Genomic DNA, 15,402 nt, shown 5'->3' with positions numbered 1-15,402 from the left:
CTGGCCCTCGTCGCGGACGAGTGGCCTCCTGTCTTGCGAGCCTTTGTCCTGACCGCCGTCGTGGTGCCGCTCGCCGTCTACCAGATCGTGCCGCGACTGCTCCTCCTGCACGGCCGTATCGTCGCCTTCCGCGGACGTCGCCGAGCGGCCCGTGGCTGAAGTCGGATGCTGACGGCTCCGGGTGCTGAAGGGCTGAAGGGCTGAAGGGCTGAAGGTCGCTCCTCGTCGAGCGCAGTCTCGGCGAGCCAGTCGCGGCACGATCTGGTAGACGGCGAGCGGCACCACGACGGCGGTCAGGACAAAGGCTCGCAAGACAGGAGGCCACTCGTCCGCGACGAGGGCCAGCACCGTCATCCCGATGGTGACCAGAGGGAAGATCGCCAGCCAGGTCACGACCGCCCGGACGTGCACGCTCGCGACAGGTGAGGGCCGATGATGGACACCGGTCTCGTCCGCGCCGAGTGCTCTGCCGTCATGCTCCACCGTGTCCTCCAACCGGTCTTCTAGACACGAACCTCGTGACACTCGGCGCCGGCTCAGCCCGGCTGATGCACGTGGATGCCGCTGCTCGACGTCACGCCGTTGAACTCGAGATACAGCTGCCCCTCGACGACCGACACGGTCAGCGTGTTGCGGCGCTCGAGTACCGCGACCGCGGCATCCAGGAATCCCTGGTCGAAGCTCTGGACGGTGATCTGCTCGAGCTGGTGGACGCGCTTGCCCGACCACGCCGCGATCACCTTCTCCGGGTTGCGATGCGTGTAGACCGTCGTGCGGTCGGCCAGCCTGCTCCCGAAGTGCAGTCGCTCGGCATCCGGCGCGCCCACCTCGATCCACGTGGTCAGCCTGCCGGTGAGATCGCGGACCAGCACCGCCGGCTCGGTCGCCGTCGACGAGATCCCCTCGCTGAAGGTGATCCCCTCCACGTATTCGAGGCAGTACGCGAGCACGCGCGTCATCATGTACACGTCGGTCTCGGAAGGGTGCCGAGCGGCCCGCAGCGTGATGTCTTCGTAGACGCCGCGGTCCACATCAGCCAGCTGTATCGCGAAGTTGTGCATCACTGCGCCGGCTGCCATGTGGGCGAGCTTATGTCCTCTCGCTCATCGAGGAGCGCGAAGCTTCTACGGCGCCGGTGGGGGCATCAGGTTCGCACGCCTGCACGCAAGAGCGGCCCGGCAGGAGGCATTCACTCCGTCGAGAGGGTCGTGGTCGTCGGTGAGGGGGACGTTGGTGAAGAGCGTGCTGCCCCAGAGCGTCTGGATCGCGGCGGGATTCGTCTTCTCCCCGGTGCCGGGAGCGACTCCGAAGGAGCCACGTTCGGGGTGATCGCGCGCAGACGCCCGTCTGCGTCTCGACGCATCCAGGCGATGTCGTCCCCGATCGTCTCGACCTTCCCTCCGGGGAGACGCCGGCTGTTCGCACAGGTGCCCCGCTAGTCGAGGAGCCGTGCGACGGCGCATCGAGACCTCCCCCTTTCGTGCGGGGGAGATCTCGCTGCGCGCGCTACCTGATCAGCGGGCTCCGATCAGCTCGGGGACGTGATCTCGAGCGCGATGTTGTCGGGGTCGCGGAACTCGAGGAGGCTCATGCCGCCGGCGTCCTTGATCGGCTCGTGGGCGATGCCGAGGTCGTCGAGCACGGCCGCGGCGGCCTTCAGCGCGTCGAGGTCGGGCACGGTGAAGCTGACGTGGTCGAGTCCGACCCGGTCCTCGTCGAAACGGTCGTCGCCGGGCGCGACGGGGCGCAGGCCGAGCAGTCCGCCCGGGAACTGGTAGATCACCCCGCCGAAGACGAACGCCAGCTGCTCCTTCTCCTCCGGCGACGCGTCGGCCGGCGGCGCCTCGAAGGCGACGTCGAAGCCGAAGACGGAGTCGTAGAAGGGGCGCGAGACGGCGATGTCGCGGACGGTGAGTCGGACGTGGTTGTAGTCGACAGCGGGGATCGGCACGGGGGTTCCTCTCGGCGGGGCGGGCGGAGTGCCCGTCTCCAGTGGTTCGGAGGCGGCGGGCCGCCGGTTCGGGGCTGGCGCCGGCCTCGGGGATCGGGTAGCGCGTCAGTCCAGCTCGGTCGGGCGCGCCGGCTCGGCCAGCAGCGCGCGCGCCGCCATCCCGATCACCGCGCTGTAGGTGGGGTAGGCGAAGCGGACGTTCGCGAGGGTCGCGAGGTCGACTCCGGCCGCCATCGCCGTGGTCACCGACTGCACGACCTCGATCGCGTTCTCGCCGACCGCGTGCGCGCCGAGCAGCAGCTCGCGGCGCCGGTCGGCGATCAGCGTGAGGAACCCGTTCTCGCGGTCGTCGATGACGGCGCGGTCCAGGTGCGAGAACGGCACCGAGGCGACGACGCACTGCGGGTCGCGCTCGCGGGCCTGCTCCTGGGTGAAGCCGACGCCCGCGTAGTCCGGGTCCGTGAATCCGCCCGCGGGCAGGAGGAACTGGGGCGTGCGCCGGTTCGCGCCGAGCACCGCGTTCTCGGCGGCGGCCTCCGCCTCGAACTGCGCCGCCTGGACGAGCATGTCGCGCCCGTTCGCGTCGCCGACCGCGAAGATGTGCGGCACGACGGTGCGGAAGTACTGATCGGCGGGGATCGCCGAGCGGACGACCTCGATGCCCGCGTTCTCGAGTCCGAGGTCCTCGACGTCGGCGGGCCAGCCGGTGGCCATGATCACCACGTCGACCTCGGCCGTGCGGTCCTCGCCGCCCTCGCGCCACGCGATCGCGAGCGAGCCGTCGTCCTGCTGCTCGATGCCCGACACCGTCTCGATCCCGGTGCGGACGCGGACCCCCTGGCGCTCGAAGGCGGATGCGACGTGCTCGGAGATGCTGGAGTCGGAGGTCATCAGGATCCGCGGGGCGACGTCGAGGAGCGTCACCTCCGAGCCGAAGGCGTTGAAGACGGTGACGAGCTGGGCGCCCGTGTTGCCGCCGCCGATCACGGCGACGCGGCGCGGCAGCTCGGTCAGCCCGAGCACGTCCTCCGGCACGGTCGCGAGCTCGGCGCCCGGGATCGGCAGCCGCCGCGAGTGCCCGCCGACGCAGACCATGATCGAGCGCGCGCGGATCCGCCGGCCGCTGTCGAGCACGAGGGTGCTCTCGTCGACGAAGCGGGCGCGGCCCTCGTGGATCAGGTCGACTCCCGCCTCCTCGAACCGCTGCGCCTCGCGCTTGATCGAGCGCACCAGGTCGACGCGCTCGTGCACGTGGCGCACGGTCGCGGCCCAGTCGAGGACGGGAGTGCCGATCTCGATCCCGTAGTCGCCGGCGGAGCGGGTCTCGCGCATCATCCGCGCCGTCTTCGCCAGAACGCGGGTGGGCACGCAGCCGGTGTTGACGCAGGTGCCGCCGACGCGCGCGGCCTCGAGCACGACGACGCGCGCTCCCAGTTCCGCGGCGCGGAGGGCGGCGGCCGTCCCCGCGGGTCCTGCGCCGATGACGGCGACGTCGTACTCGGCCTGCTCGGGAGTGCTGTCGGGCACGGGGACCTCCGGTTCTGGGTGTGCTCCGATCCTGCCGCTCCGCGCCCGGCAGCACCCGGCCTTGACAGCCCGCCCGCGGACCGGCGTCGTCGCGGGCGTCCCGACGCTGAACATCGGCCGAGGACGGTTGCCCGGCGGGCGCCCGGCACGGTGGGATGACCGGGTGGGCTGCGGCGGGGGACTCGAGCGGAAGGCGCTCCCATGAGCGCCCGCACCTTCGGGGTGGAGGAGGAGTACCTCCTCGTCGACGCCGGCACGTTCCTCCCGACGCCCGCGGCGCCGCTGCTGCTCGGCTCCGTCCGCGGCTCCGCGGCGGTCGCCCTGGCCGCCGAGCTCAAGGCGGAGCAGATCGAGGCGGTCGGCGCTCCCGCCCGCACGCACGACGCGCTGCTGGCCGGACTGCGCGAGGGCCGCCGCCTGGCCGACGACTCCGCCCGCGAGGTCGGTGCTCGCGCCGTCGCGGTCGCGACCAGCCCCGCCGCGTTCGAGCCGCACCTCTCGGCCGACGAGCGCTACGACCGGATGGCCGAGCGCTTCGGCCTCGTCGCCCGCGAGCAGTTCACCTGCGGCCTGCACGTCCATGTCGGGATCGGGTCGCCGGAGGAGGGGATCGCGGTCCTCGACCGGCTGCGCGGCTGGCTGCCCGCCCTCCTCGCCCTGAGCACCAACTCCCCGCTGCGCGCCGGCGTCGACACCGGGTTCGCCAGCTGGCGCTACCAGTCGTGGGGGCGCTGGCCCACCGCGGGCCCGGTCGGGATCTGGGGCGACGTCGAGCAGTACCGGAGCGTCGTCGCCTCCCTCACCTCCTGCGGCGTGCTGCTGGACGAGGGGATGCTCTACTTCGACGCCCGTCTCTCCCGTGCGCACCCGACCGTCGAGGTGCGCATCGCCGACGTCCCGCTGCACGCCGAGGACTCGGCGCTGATCGCCGTCCTGATCCGGGCGCTCGCCGAGACGGCCGTGCGCGACGCGGGCGCCGGGGTCCCGCCCGTGCCGCTGCCGACTCCGGTGATCGCCGTCTCCTCCTGGCTGGCGAGCCGCCACGGCACGACCGGCGACCTGATCGATCCGCTCGACGGCTGCCCGGCCCCCGCCTCCGCGGTACTGGCGCGCCTGCTCGACCACGCGGGTCGGGCGCTGGCGGAGTCGGGCGACGAGGAGGTCGCGGCGTGCGGCGTCGAGCGGGTCCTGGCGCGGGGCACGGGCGCCGAGCGGCAGCGCGCGGTGTGGGAGCGGACGGGGTCCGCGGCCGAGGTGATCGCGGACGCGGCGGAGGCGACGCGCGCCTAGCGGCTCGCTGGTCGCAGGCTCACGGCTCGCTGGTCGCGGGCCCGGCGGTTCAGGGCTCGCTTATCGCGGGGTCCGGTGACCCGGACTCCACCGTTCCGGACTCCACCGTTCCGGACTCCACCGTTCCGGACTCCACCGTTCCGGACTCCACCGTTCCGGACTCCACCGTTCCGGGGTCCTCCGCCTCGGGCTGCGGCGACTCCGGCACCAGCTGGTAGCCGCCCTCGATCGTCCCGTCCGGGCGGAGCAGGATCTGCGTGTACACCGGGGCGCCGCTGCGGAGCGTCGTGCCGCTGACCCGGAGGGGCTCCCCGGCGAAGAACGCCTCCGAACCGGTGCAGCCGGCGAAGAAGGACGCGTCCGGGCGCTGCACGGCGAGGCACACCGTGGTGCCGTTCGGCTCGGTGATCAGCAGGCGGTCGTTCTCGGCGGTGTCGAACCCGGAGCCGTAGACGACGGCCTCCCCGGCGAGCAGGGCGAGACCCGGCGGGACGTCGGTGGTCGGCTCCCAGCCCTCGACGAGCGCGGCGAAGCGGTCGGCGGGATCCGCGGAGGCGGTCGGCGGGGCGACGGGGTCCGCGGGCGGAGGGAGGAGGAGCGCGGTGGGGACGATCGCGCCGACCGCGGCTCCGCCGACGATCGCGGCGGCGAGCACGAGGCGGCGGCGGCGGGGGTGCGGCGTCCGCGGGGCCGGCCGGTCGGGGTGCTCGGCGGGCGACTCCGCAGTCCCGGAGCCGGCGGTCGCCGACAGCGGGAGTGGGGTCGCCGGCAGGGGGGCGCGCGAGTCGGTCGCCGTCCCGGGATGCGCCGTACCCGGCTGCGCCACGGACGGCGCGGCGCCGGTCTGCGCGCCGGACCCCGTCACTCCGGGAGGAGCGTCCTCCGCCTCCAGCTCGCCGAGCCGTCGCAGCGCCTCGCGCCGCTCGTCCCGGTCGGCGCCGTCGTCGCGGGGTCGGGCCGACAGGATCCGCTCGAGATCCCTGCGCTCGTCGTCCTCGGCCTGCACTCCGTCAGTATGGCGGCGCCGGACACGGGAACGGCCCGCGACCCCCGGGACTCCGCCTTCTCAGCGGTGTCCCGGTGGCCGCGGGCCGTTCCGGTGCGGGCGTCAGCCCGACGGGTTCTCGACCGGGTCGCCCTCGGGGTCGGTGGCCGTCTCGGGGTCGACGTGCTCGGGGTCGGTGGTCTGCGGGTCCTCGGGAGTGTTCTTCTCGGTCATCGGATCCTCCTTGTCGCTGGATGCGGAACGTGCGGACAGGTTCCACGCTACGGCGGGAGCTCCGTGGAGCGCGCCCGGTCGACTCCGCCGCCCGGTGTCCGGAACCGAGGTCAGGAGCGGCGGATCAGCCCGAGCGGCCCGTCACGCTGCTTCCGGCCTCGGCTCCGGACGCCGCTCGCCTCAGCCGGCCCCTTCACCCGTGGCAGCCGCGGGCCTCCACCGCAAGGCCTGGCAGCGCTCTGTCGCGATTCGTACGCTGAACCCATCGAGCCGAGGAGCAGCAGCGCCACATGATCCGCACCACCGTCACCATCGAGGGCAAGACCTACGGGCTGTCCCAGGGGACCGACGTCGCCGAGCTGAAGCGGTCGGCGACCGAGGCGACGCAGGCCGGAGGAGGCCTCGTCGACTTCGTGATCGTGGGCAACCGCCAGGTCAGCGTCCTGATCTCGACAGGTGTTCCGGTGATCTTCGAGGAGCTCGAGGTGCCGGACGACGACCGCGACACCGGTGACGTCCACCAGCCGTGGGACGACATCGACTACCTCGACTGACCCCGTCCTCCCGGTCGCGCCGAGTCGCTGCCGGGTCCCAGACGCCTGAGGGGCGCCGCCGGCTGGACCCGGCGTCTCTCGGGCACCTCGGTGCCGCGCTACTCCGCGGACTCGCTCTCGGCCAGCTCGCCCTCGACCAGCGTGCGGGCGGCCGAGGCGAGGGCCGAGCGGATGCGCTCCGCCGGCTCCTGCAGCATCGCCGCGATCGCGTCGACGTCGTGGCCGCCGGTGTGCCGGAGCAGCCAGGCCTGGCGCTCGAGCGTCGGCAGGGCGTGCAGGCGGCGGTGGAAGCCCGAGCGCAGCAGGTCGTCCTCGCGGATCGCCGGCGGGGCCTGCTCGGCGCGCTCCATCGCGGAGCCGCCGCGCTGCACGCTCGCGCGTCCGACCTCGGAGCGCATCAGGTCGAGGGCGCCCGTGTCGTCGAGTCCCTGCGGCCGTCCGCTGCGGACGGTGACCGCCGCGTGGCGGAGGGCGGCGCTCGCCGCGTAGTCCGACAGCGTGAGGCGGTAGGCGTACGCGTAGAGGCCGAGGGCGCGGTTCTCGAGGGCGCGGCCGGCGAGCAGCTCGCCCTGCTGCTGCGACTGCGTCATGCCGACGGCGGCGACGGGTCTGTCGTACGTGGTCACGGTGACTCCTCGGCTCCGCGCGCTCCCGGTCGGGGAACGCGTCGGAGGCGATGCTAGGGAGTCGAGAACGATCGTTCTACCCTTGACTTCTCAGAATCTTTTTCGATGCGTCCGCATGGAAGCGCTTTCCCGACAACCGTCCCGGAAAGTGGAAGCGCTCTCACTCCCGCGCCGAGAGGATGCAGAACTCGTTGCCCTCCGGGTCGGCGAGCACGACCCAGGACTGCTCGCCCTGCCCGACATCGGACCGCGTCGCCCCCAGGCTGACCAGCCGCGCGACCTCCGCCTCCTGGTCGTCCGGCACGAAATCCAGGTGCAGGCGGTTCTTCACGGTCTTGCGCTCGGGTACGTCGAGGAAGAGGAGGCTCGGCCCGCGGCCCGACGGGGCGAGCAGCTCGATGCCGTCCTCGTCCTCGTCGACGACGTCCCAGCCGAGCGCCTCCTGCCACCAGTGCCCGAGGGTCCGGAAGTCGGTGCAGTCGACGATGATCTCTTCGAGTCGGAGGGCCATGCACCGACGCTAATCGGCGCGGGGCGTGTCGGGGAAGTGCGTCCGGCGGGTCCGCGCGGCGCCGCGGCTCCGTCCGGCCGTGTCGTCCGCGGGACGGGTGCCGGTGCCGGTTCGTCACGACGGCTGGCGGCCGGAGCGGCGGCGCGGCATCCTCGACGCGGGTGCCCCTGCGCCCGGGGACGAGGAGCAGCATGAGCACCGCACGCGAGCAGTGGGAGGCGCGCTACGCCGACTCCGATCGGATCTGGTCGGGCCGCCCGAACGCGACGCTGGTCGGGCTGGTCGGCTCGCTGCCGCCGGGCCGCGCCCTCGACCTCGGCGCCGGCGAGGGGGCGGACGCGCTGTGGCTGGCGTCGCTCGGCTGGCGCGTCACCGGGCTCGACCTCTCCGAGACGGCGCTGGGCCGGGCGCGCGCGGCCGCGGCCGAGCGGGGCGCCGACGTGGACTTCGTGCAGGCCGACCTCGCCGAGGACTGGCCGGTCGTGGGGGAGTTCGACCTGGTGACGGCGAGCTTCCTGCACTCGATGGCCGAGTTCCCGCGGATCGACGTGCTGCGGCGGGCGGCCTCCGTCGTCGCTCCCGGCGGCCGCCTCGCCGTCGTCTCGCACGCCGCGCCCCCGCCGTGGGCGAGCGGCGACGACCACCGCCACGGAGCGATGCACCTCGTCGGCCCCGAGGAGGAGCTCGCCGAGCTGGCCCTCGACCCCGCCGAATGGACTGCGGAGCTCGTCGAGACGAGGGAGCGCGCCGTGACCGCTCCCGACGGCACGGCCGCCGTGCTCCTGGACGGCGTGCTGCTCCTGCAGAGACGCGGCTGAGCAGGCGCCGATCGAGGGCCCGCGGCCGGGCTAGCGTGGTCCGCGACCCCGACCCCGCAGGAGGCGCCGATGCCGCTCGATCCGTACCTCGCCGCTCGGCTACCCCTCCTGGCCGGCCTCGCGTATCCGCTCGACGCCGAGCAGGCCGCCCGCATGGCCGCGTTCGAGGAGGATCCGGGGTCCTGGTCGCTGCCGGAGGGGATCGATGTCGTCACGGAGACGGCGTCCGGCCCGCACGGACCGGTCCCGCTGCGCGTGTACTCGCCCGCCGCGCCCGAGCGCGCTCTGCTCTGGGTGCACGGAGGAGGGTTCGCCGCCGGGAGCGTCGACATGCGCGAGTCGCACGTCGTCGCGGCGGAGCTCGCGCACCGGGCGCGGGCCCGGGTCGTCTCCGTCGACTACCGGCTCGCCGGCCCCGATGTCCGCTACCCCGTGCCGCTGGACGACGTGCACGCCGCTTGGCGGCACCTCCGCAGCACGGAGTCCGGATCCACGCCCGTCGCGATCGGCGGCGCGAGCGCGGGAGCGGCCCTGGCCCTCGGCGCGGTCCTCCGCGAGCGCGACGCCGGTGCGCGGCTGCCGGAGCACGTGCTCCTGGCCTACCCCTTCGCCCACTTCCCCAACCCCGCCGTCGACGACGCGATCGCGGCCGAGCTGCGCGAGCTGCCGCCGGTCCTCCGCTTTCCTCCGTCGAGCATCGAGGGCATGGTGCGCACCTACCTCGGGCGGATCTCCGACCTCCCCGTCGAGGCGCTGCCCGGCTCCGCGCCGCTGGCGGGTCTGCCTCCGGTCACGGTCCTCGTGAACGAGTACGACGAGCTGCGGGGGTCGGCCGAGCTGCTCCTGCGCCAGCTCGCGGAGGCGGGCGTCGCCGTGACCGGGCACCTGGCCGCCGGCATGCCCCACGGGCACCTCAATCGGACGCCGGCGCTGCCCGAGGTCGACCGCTCGCTGCACCTCTTCGCGGCTCAGCTGCGCGCGATGAGCTGAGGCGCCCGGCCCCGTCCCGTCCGCTCCGCCCCGCTCAGCTCAGGCGCGGTCCGCATCGTCCCGCTCAGGCGCGGTCGTGCAGGGTGACGTGGTAGCCGTCCGGGTCGGCGAAGGTGAAGGTGCGCCCGAACGGGCCGTCGATCGGAGCCGCGACGACGGTGTGCCCGTCGGCGACGAGCGCGTCGTGGATCTCCTGCACGCCGGTCGCGTGCAGCCAGATCGCGGCGCCCACACCGGGGCGGGAGGCGGAGTCGAGGTCGGTGCCGGGCGCGAGGTCGCGCAGGGCGAAGGCGATCGGAGTCGTCGCGAAGACGACGGCGTGCGGCGGGCCGGCGGGCGAGCGGACCAGGCCGAGGTACTGCTCGTAGAACGCCTGGGACGCCGCGAGGTCGCGGACCTGGAGCGAGACGAAGTCGGGGCCGGTGACGGGCATGGGGTTCCTCCTTGGTTGTGTCAGCTTTCTGACACACAGGAGCGTATGTCAGAATACTGACATGAGTCAAGACGGCATCGACCTCGAGACCTCGCTCGGCTACCTCCTCAAGGAGGCGTCGAGCGCCCTGCGCGCGGCGATGGAGGCCGTGCTCCGCCCGCTCGGGATGACGGTCACCCACTACTCCTGCCTCGAGCTCCTCGCCCAGCGGCCGGGCCTCTCGAACTCGGAGCTCGCGCGGGGCGCCTTCGTCACCCGGCAGTCGATGAACGTCCTGCTGCAGACTCTGGAGCGCGACGGCGTCGTCACCCGCCCCGACGCGGCTCCGGTCGGCAAAGCGCTCCCCACCCGGCTCACCGAGCGCGGACGCCGGAGCCTGGCCGAGGCGTCCGCCGCCGTCCGCGGGGTGGAGCTGCGGATGCTGGAGGGGCTCGCGGAGGAGGAGCGGCAGGCGGCGGCGCGCCTGCTCCGCGGGATGATCCGGTTGCTGCGCGCGGACGACCGCGCCTGAGGGGCGCTGTTCCGCCGTCTGTAGGAACGAGGGCCGCCCGCTCGCCGGTACGGTCGCGCTCATGGCAGCAGGAGGAGCGGTGCGCCCGCTCGACGTCGGGATCGTCGGCGGCTCGATCGGCGGACTGTTCGCCGCGGCCCTGCTCATCCGCGACGGGCACCGCGTGACGGTCCTCGAGCGGTCGGCGACGGGGCTGTCGCGGCGGGGAGCCGGGCTGGTGGCCCAGCAGGACCTGATCGACCTCCTGCACGCGATCGGCCGCGACGACGAGGCGCGGGTCGGCGTCGTCGCGCACGAGCGGATCACCCTCGACCGCTCCGGGCGCGTGATCGGCCGCGACCCCTCCCCGCAGACGCAGGTGTCGTGGGACCACCTCTACGACACGCTCCGCTCGCGGATCCCCGCCGACCGCTACCTCCTCGGCCATGCCGTCGCCGGGGTGCGCCCCTCGGTCGGGACGGACCCGGTCGTCGTCGAGCTGCGCGACGGGAGCGGCCTGGAGTTCGACGTCGTCATCGGAGCCGACGGCCTCGGATCCGTCGTGCGCGCGGCGGTCGCGCCCGAGGCGCCGGGCAACCGCTACGCCGGCTACTCGACCTGGCGCGGGCTGATCCCGGAGTCGGCGCTCCCCGCCGGGGCCGTGGCGACTCTGCTCGGACGCTTCGTCTTCTACACCGCGCCCGGCGAGCACATGCTCGGCTACCTCGTCCCCGGACCAGCCGGCGAGGTGGAGCCCGGCCGACGGCGCTACAACTGGGTCTGGTACCGGCCCCTCTCCGAGGACGCCCTCCGCGGAGTGATGACGGCGTCCGGCCGTCCGCCGGAGAGCGTGTCCCTCGCGCCCGGCGACCTCGCTCCCGATCTCCGCCGCCGGCTCGAGGAGGACGCGGTCGACCGCCTGCCGCCGCCCTTCGCGGCCTCCGTCCTCGCCGAGCCGCAGCCCTTCCTGCAGGCGATCGTCGACTACGTCCCGACGCGGACGGTCCGCGGCCGGGTCGCCCTCCTCGGTGACGCCTCCGTGACGGTGCGGCCGCACACGGCCATGGGCGCGGCCAAGGCGGCGGGCGACGCGCTGGCCCTCGCCGGCTCCCTCGCGCGGCACCCGGTCGACGAGGCACTCGAGCGCTACGAGGCCGAGCGGCTCCCCGTCGGCCGCGCCATCGCCGAGTACGGCAGGCGCCTGGGCCGCTCGATCCCGCTGCTGTCCGAGTGACCGCAGCATCATGCGCCCGGCCGAACCCGGATCGACGGCGCGAGCCGATCCTCGGTCGGAGCGGACATGGCTCGCGCTCGCCCGTCAGCGTGCAGGGTCCGATGCGCTGCCCGGCGGCGACTCGAAGGGAAGCTGGAACGGGGGTTCGCAGCATCGCATGGTCGCCACCACGTGGCGCCGGCGCGGACGATTGCAGTCGATAGCGATGAATTAGGTTTCGGCTAGAGGTGACTATCATCGGCTAGATGTTGCCTGAGCAGAACCCCTACAGCCCTGGATCCGGTCGGCGGCCGCCCGAGCTCGTTGGTCGGACTGGCGAGCTCGAAGCGTTCGACACGATCCGCGCTCGTGTCACGCATGGAATGAGCGACCGCGGCATCGTGCTCACGGGCCTCCGCGGCGTCGGCAAGACGGTGCTGTTGAACGAGATGCACCGCATGGCGGAGTCGTTCGAGTGGCTCACGGTGCGCCTCGAGGCGCGTCGGGATGAAGGCGGCGCGCGGGCCGTACGGCGTGCCCTGGCTCGAGAGCTCGTCGTGTCCGCTCGCAAGCTCACCCGCTCGAAGCCGACGGCGCTGATGCGAGAAGCACTCGGCACGATCTCCTCGTTCAATGCGAAGGTCGGTGCAACGGGGATCGAACTCGGAGTCGCACTCAACGACGGACGTGCCGACTCCGGCGACGCTGAAGTCGACCTCCTCGAGCTCGTGGAAGACGTTTCAACCGCTCTGGGGGAGCGTCGTCGTGCCTTCGGTGTGTTCGTCGATGAGATGCAGGACCTCGATGCGGAGACGATGGGTGCGCTCATCGCCGCTCAGCATGCGGCGAACCAGCGGGAGTGGCCGTTCTACATCATCGCCGCCGGCCTCCCGAATCTCCCCCGTGTCCTCACCGAGACGCGTTCGTACGCCGAGCGCCTCTTCAACTACCGACAGATAGGCACCTTCTCTCGCGACGATGCGGCGCACGCTCTCCGAGAGCCCGCGGAGCGGCTCGGCGCTGAGTTCGCTCCCGATGCGCTCGAGATTCTCCTCGAAGCCGCAGGCGGCTACCCGTACTTCATTCAGGAGTACGGGCAGGCCGCATGGAACCTCTCCAGTCGTCTTGTCACTCTGGCCGACGCCACGGCAGCAGTGCAGTACGGGACCGAACAGCTCGATGCCGGATTCTTCCGCTCACGATGGCAGCGAGCCACGCGCTCAGAACGACGAATGCTCCGCGCCATGGCAGCCGACGGTGAGGGACCCTCCTCCACCGCTCTCGTCGCGCAGCGAATGGGTATCCCGACAACCAGCCTCGGGCCCTACCGTGCCGCGCTCATCAGCAAAGGACTGGTCTACTCACCCGAGCACGGCCAGATCGCCTTCACGGTCCCCGGCATGGCTGGATACGTCGACCGCCACCACGAGGACCTCGACGACGGGAGCCCGAGCGTCTGAAGTCGACCAGACGTCTCCTCTCTCAAGGGCTCGGAGTCCGGTCGCGTACGGGACGTCGCAGAACAGTAGGCCTGGGGAGGCATCGAGACGGAGAACCAGGGACGGCCCTGATCTTCCGGCTGGTCTCCTCAGGCGGGCCGAGGTCCGTGCTCGTCACGAGTTCATCCGCCGCCCCCGCCTGGCCGCTCCCCGCCGTCCGCCGCGCGTCCCTTGCTCCTCGACCGCGGAGACGGCACCCTCGGGTGACGGCCCACGGCGAAGGAGACGCATGGACGACGACGGACTCCTGGCTGCGCTGCTGCGGGGACGGCCGGCGACGCTGGCCGACGCGGCGGAGCTGACCCACATCGACGAGGCCGAGGTCGCTGCGGCGATCGAGCGGCTCCGCGGCCGGGGGCTCATGGGCGGCGAGGGCGAGCAGCTCGACTTCCCGGCGCCGATGGAGTGGGCGGCCGCGGCCATCGCCCGGCACACGGAGTCGGCGCGGCGGGCGGGCAGGGAGTCCCTGGACGGGATCGAGCGCGTCGTCGCGGGCCTGCCGATGCTGCTCGGCGCCTGGCGGGTCGGCGAGGACGCGACGGATCCGGTGCCGACCCTCCTCCGTCACGGGCCGCACGCGTCCGAGGACCTCTGGTTCGACCTCGTGCGCCGCGACTCCGGCTCGCTCGTGGCGGTGCTCCCGAACGTGGAGCGGTTCCTCGACCCGCCGACGGAGCGGGCGATCCGCTTCGGGCACGCGCTCGCCGCGAAGGACCGGGTGCGCGTCATTATGCCGGCCGCCGGCGCGCGCGACCCGCGGGTGCTCGCCCGGGTGGAGGCGTACCAGGCGGCGGGCGTCGAGTACCGGCTCCTCGAGAGTCCGCCGAGCTGGTTCTGGGTCGACGGCGACCACCTCGCCGTCCCGTTCGAGCGGGGCGAGACGAAGCCGACCAGCGTGCTCGGCGTGCGCCATGCGGCGCTGGCCGGGCTGGTCGAGTCGTACTTCGAGGTGCTGTGGCGGCAGGCCGCTCCGATCGGCGCCGTCGACCAGAGCTGGCTGCCGCTGCTCCGGCTGATGCGCCAGGGCGTCACGCTCGAGACCGCGTCGCACCGGCTCGGCATGAACCCTCGGACCGGCCGCCGCCGCGTGGCCGCCGCGATGGAGCACTACGGGGTGGCGACGCTCTTCGCGCTCGGCACGGCGTGGGCGGCGGACTCGCGCACCCGCGACGGCGACGCCGGTGCCGGAGAGCCGGTGCTCGACGATCCGGAGGCGCTCGAGCCGGGAGCACTGGACGACGGCGAGATCGACCTCGCCGAGACGGTGCCGCGCGATTGAGCCCCCGCGGAACCGAGCGGTGCGGCCGACCCCTCGACGCCTTCGGGTGGCAGTGAGGAGTCGGCCGATGCGCCCGCCCGGGCACCTCTCCAGTGTCCGGACGTGACCACGGCGGGGACAAGAGCCTGTAGCGGACACGTCCGGAAGAGGACACCGCACCCGGGAGCGGATCGCCGGCGCTCCCGCTCCGGGGCGGGCGCGTGCCAGGCTTGCCGCATGGATCTCGAGGTGCGGCCGGGGCTCGTCGTCCCCGCATCGGAGCTGCAGTGGCGGTTCTCGGGCTCCTCCGGGCCCGGCGGGCAGCACGTGAACACCTCCGACAGCCGCGTGCAGCTCACCTGGAGCGTCGAGGAGTCGGCGGCCCTCTCGGACGAGCAGCGCTCGCGCCTGCTCGAGCGCCTCGGGAGGCGGCTCGTCTCCGGAGCGGTCACCGTCACGGTGGCGCAGGAGCGCTCGCAGCTGCGCAACCGCGAGACGGCCCTCGAGCTGCTCCGCGGGATCATCACCGCGGCCCTCGCGCCTCCCTCCGCCCCGCGGCGCCCGACCCGGCCCACGCGCGGCTCCACCCGCCGGCGGCTCGCCGCGAAGCAGCAGCGGTCCGAGACGAAGCAGCAGCGCCGGCGGCCGCCCGGCGACTGAGCGGAGCCGCGGGGGCCCGTCCGGCGGGTCCAGTCCGCCGTGCCCCGATCGCGCCCGACCCGGCTCAGGGAGTGAAGAACGCCTCGATCGCCGCGGTCAGGGCGACCAGGTCGTCCACATGGGCGAGCTCGCGCGCCGAGTGCATCGAGAGCAGCGGCACTCCCACGTCGACCGTGGAGATGCCGAGCCGGGTCGCGGTCAGCGGGCCGATCGTGGATCCGCACGGCACCGAGTTGTTCGAGACGAACTCCTGGTACCCGACCCCGGCGCGCTCGCAGACGCCCGCCCACAGCGCCGCACCGCGCGCATCCGTCGCGTAGCGCTGAGTCGCGTTGATCTTGAGCAGCGGCCCCTTCCCGGCGA

General features: G+C 73.3%; 17 protein-coding genes and 2 pseudogenes. 9 read left to right on the top strand and 10 right to left on the bottom strand.

Translation table 11 applies throughout. The annotated features are described in order from the left end of the window. From C5C27_RS18765 to C5C27_RS13605, 5 genes and pseudogenes are all read right to left on the bottom strand, one after another. Positions 1–495, bottom strand: a 495-nt coding sequence (locus tag C5C27_RS18765; protein WP_146079693.1) for a hypothetical protein, incomplete at its 3' end; no start/stop codon positions are given. A gap of 41 nt (positions 496–536) precedes the next feature. Further along, positions 537–1,079 (bottom strand): YaeQ family protein, encoded by a 543-nt coding sequence (locus tag C5C27_RS13620; protein ID WP_104314671.1) that lies wholly within the window; start codon positions 1,077–1,079, stop codon positions 537–539. 126 nt (positions 1,080–1,205) lie between these two features. Continuing rightward, positions 1,206–1,408 (bottom strand): annotated as a pseudogene (locus C5C27_RS13615) (phosphoenolpyruvate carboxykinase domain-containing protein); the annotation flags it as partial. Between the two features lie 120 nt (positions 1,409–1,528). Next, complete coding sequence (locus tag C5C27_RS13610) at positions 1,529–1,951, bottom strand: VOC family protein (RefSeq protein ID WP_104223996.1); 423 nt, start codon at positions 1,949–1,951, stop codon at positions 1,529–1,531. Positions 1,952–2,056: 105 nt separating this feature from the next. After that, complete coding sequence (locus tag C5C27_RS13605) at positions 2,057–3,478, bottom strand: NAD(P)/FAD-dependent oxidoreductase (RefSeq protein WP_258066749.1); 1,422 nt, start codon at positions 3,476–3,478, stop codon at positions 2,057–2,059. Positions 3,479–3,679: 201 nt separating this feature from the next. Between C5C27_RS13605 and C5C27_RS13600 the strand changes: the two genes are divergently transcribed. Further along, positions 3,680–4,768, top strand: a complete 1,089-nt coding sequence (locus C5C27_RS13600; RefSeq protein ID WP_104314669.1) for a glutamate--cysteine ligase — start codon at positions 3,680–3,682, stop codon at positions 4,766–4,768. 49 nt (positions 4,769–4,817) lie between these two features. On the opposite strand, the gene C5C27_RS13595 is transcribed toward C5C27_RS13600, so the two are convergent. After that, on the bottom strand, positions 4,818–5,774 hold the full coding sequence (locus C5C27_RS13595) for a hypothetical protein (protein ID WP_104314668.1): 957 nt from the start codon (positions 5,772–5,774) through the stop codon (positions 4,818–4,820). 503 nt (positions 5,775–6,277) lie between these two features. On the opposite strand from C5C27_RS13595, the gene C5C27_RS13590 reads away from it, so the two are divergent. Beyond that, positions 6,278–6,541, top strand: a complete 264-nt coding sequence (locus C5C27_RS13590) for a hypothetical protein (protein WP_104224053.1) — start codon at positions 6,278–6,280, stop codon at positions 6,539–6,541. A gap of 98 nt (positions 6,542–6,639) precedes the next feature. Here the strand turns inward: C5C27_RS13590 and C5C27_RS13585 are convergent, their stop codons facing one another. After that, complete coding sequence (locus tag C5C27_RS13585; protein ID WP_104314667.1) at positions 6,640–7,167, bottom strand: hypothetical protein; 528 nt, start codon at positions 7,165–7,167, stop codon at positions 6,640–6,642. Between the two features lie 160 nt (positions 7,168–7,327). Then, positions 7,328–7,678 carry a VOC family protein gene (locus C5C27_RS13580; RefSeq protein WP_104314666.1) on the bottom strand — a complete coding sequence of 117 codons (351 nt, stop codon included), beginning with the start codon at positions 7,676–7,678 and terminating at the stop codon, positions 7,328–7,330. Positions 7,679–7,869: 191 nt separating this feature from the next. Between C5C27_RS13580 and C5C27_RS13575 the strand changes: the two genes are divergently transcribed. Further along, positions 7,870–8,496, top strand: coding sequence for a class I SAM-dependent methyltransferase (locus C5C27_RS13575; RefSeq protein ID WP_104238133.1), 627 nt, complete (start codon positions 7,870–7,872; stop codon positions 8,494–8,496). Positions 8,497–8,565: 69 nt separating this feature from the next. Continuing rightward, positions 8,566–9,486 carry an alpha/beta hydrolase fold domain-containing protein gene (locus tag C5C27_RS13570; protein ID WP_104314665.1) on the top strand — a complete coding sequence of 307 codons (921 nt, stop codon included), beginning with the start codon at positions 8,566–8,568 and terminating at the stop codon, positions 9,484–9,486. A gap of 64 nt (positions 9,487–9,550) precedes the next feature. On the opposite strand, the gene C5C27_RS13565 is transcribed toward C5C27_RS13570, so the two are convergent. Continuing rightward, positions 9,551–9,919, bottom strand: coding sequence for a VOC family protein (locus C5C27_RS13565; protein ID WP_104314664.1), 369 nt, complete (start codon positions 9,917–9,919; stop codon positions 9,551–9,553). Positions 9,920–9,980: 61 nt separating this feature from the next. Here C5C27_RS13565 and C5C27_RS13560 point away from each other — a divergent pair, with 61 nt between their 5' ends. The 5 genes from C5C27_RS13560 (at position 9,981) to arfB (ending at position 15,039) form a co-directional block, all read left to right on the top strand. Continuing rightward, positions 9,981–10,430, top strand: coding sequence for a MarR family winged helix-turn-helix transcriptional regulator (locus C5C27_RS13560; RefSeq protein WP_104238136.1), 450 nt, complete (start codon positions 9,981–9,983; stop codon positions 10,428–10,430). Between the two features lie 61 nt (positions 10,431–10,491). Next, positions 10,492–11,643 (top strand): FAD-dependent monooxygenase, encoded by a 1,152-nt coding sequence (locus tag C5C27_RS13555; protein ID WP_219813176.1) that lies wholly within the window; start codon positions 10,492–10,494, stop codon positions 11,641–11,643. 245 nt (positions 11,644–11,888) lie between these two features. After that, on the top strand, positions 11,889–13,082 hold the full coding sequence (locus C5C27_RS13550) for an ATP-binding protein (RefSeq protein WP_104314662.1): 1,194 nt from the start codon (positions 11,889–11,891) through the stop codon (positions 13,080–13,082). A 268-nt stretch (positions 13,083–13,350) separates the two neighbouring features. Then, positions 13,351–14,400 carry a hypothetical protein gene (locus C5C27_RS13545; RefSeq protein ID WP_104314661.1) on the top strand — a complete coding sequence of 350 codons (1,050 nt, stop codon included), beginning with the start codon at positions 13,351–13,353 and terminating at the stop codon, positions 14,398–14,400. 216 nt (positions 14,401–14,616) lie between these two features. Continuing rightward, on the top strand, positions 14,617–15,039 hold the full coding sequence (arfB, locus tag C5C27_RS13540; protein WP_104314660.1) for an alternative ribosome rescue aminoacyl-tRNA hydrolase ArfB: 423 nt from the start codon (positions 14,617–14,619) through the stop codon (positions 15,037–15,039). A gap of 64 nt (positions 15,040–15,103) precedes the next feature. Here arfB and C5C27_RS13535 read toward each other — a convergent pair. Beyond that, positions 15,104–15,402, bottom strand: a pseudogene (locus C5C27_RS13535) (M18 family aminopeptidase); the annotation flags it as partial.

It is taken from the genome of Rathayibacter sp. AY2B7, assembly GCF_002931635.1.
GTDB lineage: Bacteria > Actinomycetota > Actinomycetes > Actinomycetales > Microbacteriaceae > Rathayibacter.
The sequence above is the reverse complement of the archived record's forward strand: the minus strand, read 5'-3'. Positions and strand labels throughout refer to the sequence as shown.

Bases quoted from the DNA above. Each gene is read 5' to 3' on its own strand.
- C5C27_RS13550 (WP_104314662.1), top strand. From the start codon at position 11,889: ATGTTGCCTGAGCAGAACCCCTACAGCCCTGGATCCGGTCGGCGGCCG.
- arfB (WP_104314660.1), top strand. From the start codon at position 14,617: ATGGATCTCGAGGTGCGGCCGGGGCTCGTCGTCCCCGCATCGGAGCTG.
- C5C27_RS13590 (WP_104224053.1), top strand. From the start codon at position 6,278: ATGATCCGCACCACCGTCACCATCGAGGGCAAGACCTACGGGCTGTCC.
- C5C27_RS13555 (WP_219813176.1), top strand. From the start codon at position 10,492: ATGGCAGCAGGAGGAGCGGTGCGCCCGCTCGACGTCGGGATCGTCGGC.
- C5C27_RS13560 (WP_104238136.1), top strand. From the start codon at position 9,981: ATGAGTCAAGACGGCATCGACCTCGAGACCTCGCTCGGCTACCTCCTC.
- C5C27_RS13600 (WP_104314669.1), top strand. From the start codon at position 3,680: ATGAGCGCCCGCACCTTCGGGGTGGAGGAGGAGTACCTCCTCGTCGAC.
- C5C27_RS13565 (WP_104314664.1), bottom strand. From the start codon at position 9,919: ATGCCCGTCACCGGCCCCGACTTCGTCTCGCTCCAGGTCCGCGACCTC.
- C5C27_RS13545 (WP_104314661.1), top strand. From the start codon at position 13,351: ATGGACGACGACGGACTCCTGGCTGCGCTGCTGCGGGGACGGCCGGCG.
- C5C27_RS13570 (WP_104314665.1), top strand. From the start codon at position 8,566: ATGCCGCTCGATCCGTACCTCGCCGCTCGGCTACCCCTCCTGGCCGGC.
- C5C27_RS13620 (WP_104314671.1), bottom strand. From the start codon at position 1,079: ATGGCAGCCGGCGCAGTGATGCACAACTTCGCGATACAGCTGGCTGAT.
- C5C27_RS13580 (WP_104314666.1), bottom strand. From the start codon at position 7,678: ATGGCCCTCCGACTCGAAGAGATCATCGTCGACTGCACCGACTTCCGG.
- C5C27_RS13575 (WP_104238133.1), top strand. From the start codon at position 7,870: ATGAGCACCGCACGCGAGCAGTGGGAGGCGCGCTACGCCGACTCCGAT.